Origin of the sequence: Candidatus Viridilinea mediisalina (assembly GCF_002532535.1) — a bacterium.
GTDB lineage: Bacteria > Chloroflexota > Chloroflexia > Chloroflexales > Chloroflexaceae > Viridilinea > Viridilinea mediisalina.
This window is the reverse complement of record NZ_NQWI01000234.1, coordinates 1-2645: the sequence shown is the minus strand read 5'-3', so window position 1 is coordinate 2645 and position 2645 is coordinate 1. Positions and strand designations below refer to the sequence as shown.

The following is a 2645-nucleotide window of genomic DNA, read 5'->3' as shown; positions in this document are numbered from 1 at the left end:
TCGGCACTACGATGCCTGCGAATATGTGCTATTCAGCATGACAGGCTGCTGGGGTACCTAACAATTTCTGCTTCCCTTAGTCGGCTTCCCATCGCTGCCAAAGACCTCAGCCGACTAACGTCGGCACTACCTACGGTCTCTCAGGATGACAAAACAAGGGGGCAATGAACAACATCCGCTTCCCTTAGTCGGCTGAGGTCACCGACACAACCCCCGCATGCCGACTAAAGTCGGCACTACGGATGAGATGCAGAATCTTCAACAATACTGGTATGATTGGTACACAATGAACTCTAAGACCTTACATATCCCTGCCCGCATCATCGGGCTGCTCTGTCTGCTCCTCGTAGGGCTGAGTGGTTGTGGTGCGCCGCGCTTCGGCCAAGAAGAGGTGCGCATTGCGGGGGTGGGGGCTGGCGCAGCGCCTGAGCTTGGGCCAACTGTGCTGCCCACCGTCACCCCAGTGTGGCTGAGTAGCGAAGGGGCGGCAGGTGGCGTTGAGCCTGAGGATGTGCCCCTGAGTGCGCTGATGCAGCCCGCGACGCCCCAGCCGCCCATGAGTAGTGTCGAGCGGGCCGAGCGTATGGATGCCTATTTGGCTGGCTTGACCCAACAGGCCAGTTTTAGTGGCTCGGTGCTGGTGGCCCACCAGGGCCATGTGTTGCTCAGTCGTGGCTATGGTCTGGCCAATCGCGAAGAAGCTATCCCCGCCTCGGCGCGCACGCGCTACCGCCTCGCTTCGATTACCAAGCCGATCACGGCGATTGGGGTGATGCGCCTCGCCACAAACGATCTCGTCGCCCTCGATGCATCCATCTGCCGCTACCTCGATCCTTGTCCTCCCGCCTGGCAACCAATTACGGTCAACCATCTGCTGCGGCAGACCTCCGGTATTCCGAACTATACCGATTTCGCTGAGTTTCTGCACTATGAGCAGCAGCCCTCGACGCCAGAACAACTGGTGGCCCGTTTTCGCCACCTGCCGCTTGGCTTTACGCCCGGAACAATCTACCACTATACCAATTCCAACTATGTGCTGCTCGGCATGATTATTGAGGCCGCCTCGGGCCAGAGCTATGCGGAATTTCTGCAGGATGAGATCTTCACCCCCCTGGGCATGGAGCATACCGGCCAAGACCCGGGTGATTTTAGCCCGCTTGCGGGCACGCGGGGCTATGCCGGGGCGCGGCGCGATATTCCCCTTGATGTGAGTAACCTCTTTGCCGCAGGCGATCTCTATTCTACGGTCGAAGACCTCTACCTGCTTGGCTTGGCCCTCGATGCCAATCAGTTGCTGCCGCCTCATCTGACCAACGCCATGCTCACGCCCGGCCCGGGGCGTTATGGTATCGGCTGGCTGATCGAGCAACGCCACGACCAGCGCCTCGTCTTTCACCCCGGCTCAATGAGCGGTGCCGCCACCTGGTTTGGGCGCTACCCCGAATTGGGCCTCACGGTGATTGTGTTGAGCAATAATACCTATACCAATGTGCGGGGTATTACGGATACGTTGGTTGGTATTGCGCTTGAGTAGCGCAATAAGCCCTCTGCCCCCCCTGTTCCCCTGTTCTCTGTTCCCCTGTTCCTCAAAAAGCCTATGCCAAAACCCCTTGATCACATCCGCAGCCACCTGACCGCGCTGTATGGCGTGGGGCCAGGTGCCGAGAGCTATGCGCGTTTGGCGGCCTTGTTGGCCGCGTTTGCGCTGCGCTATGTGCCGCCCGAGCCGCAACCTCGGCTCAGTGAGGATGCTGTACTCCTGATAACGTATGGCGATCAGGTGCATGAGCCGGGTTGTACTCCGTTACAAAGCCTTGCCGCTCTGCTGGACGACTCATTTCAGCGTGTGGTGAGTGGGGTTCACATCTTGCCCTTCTATCCCTATACCTCCGATGACGGCTTCTCGGTGGTAGACTATCTGGCCGTTGATCCGGCATTGGGCAGTTGGGATGATCTGATTCCACTACGAAACCACTACCGCCTCATGTTTGATGCGGTGGTCAACCACATCTCGGCCTCAAGCCAGTGGTTTCAGGCTTTCTTGCAGGGCGTACCCGGAGCCGAGTCCCGCTTCCATGTGGTTGATCCCGCCACCGACCTGAGTGGGGTCACACGCCCGCGTACAACGCCGCTGCTCACCCCCTTCGAGACACCAACAGGCACCCAGCACGTCTGGACAACCTTTAGTGCCGATCAGATTGATCTCAATTTTGCCAATCCTGAACTGCTGCTCGAGATGACCGCGATTCTGCTGGAATATGTGAATCGCGGAGCAAGTCTGATTCGTCTCGATGCGATTGGCTACCTCTGGAAACGTGCGGGTACCTCCTGCATCCATCTGGAAGAGACCCACCGGGTGGTGCAGTTCTGGCGTGCCTGCCTTGATGCGGTTGCCCCCCACGTCCTGCTGATTACCGAGACCAACGTGCCCCACGCGGATAATATCAGTTACTTTGGCGATGGCAGCAATGAGGCCCAATTGGTCTACCAATTTCCCTTGGCCCCCCTCGTGCTGCACGCCTTTGCGGCGGGCGATGCGGAACCCTTGACCAAATGGGCTCAAGCGTTGGCCCCGCCTGGGCCCAACACCGCCTTCTTCAACTTTCTGGCTTCGCACGACGGCATTGGGGTCGTGCCGGCAACAG

2 protein-coding genes are annotated in these 2645 nt (G+C 58.9%); both read left to right on the top strand.

Annotation, left to right across the window (positions count from 1 at the left end; genetic code table 11):
• Positions 1-286: 286 nt before the first annotated feature.
• A complete protein-coding gene (locus tag CJ255_RS21620) occupies positions 287-1534 on the top strand; it encodes a serine hydrolase domain-containing protein (RefSeq protein ID WP_217352520.1) in 1248 nt (415 codons plus the stop codon).
• A 63-nt stretch (positions 1535-1597) separates the two neighbouring features.
• On the top strand, positions 1598-2645 hold a 1048-nt coding region (locus CJ255_RS21615), incomplete at its 3' end, for an alpha-amylase family glycosyl hydrolase (RefSeq protein WP_245863658.1).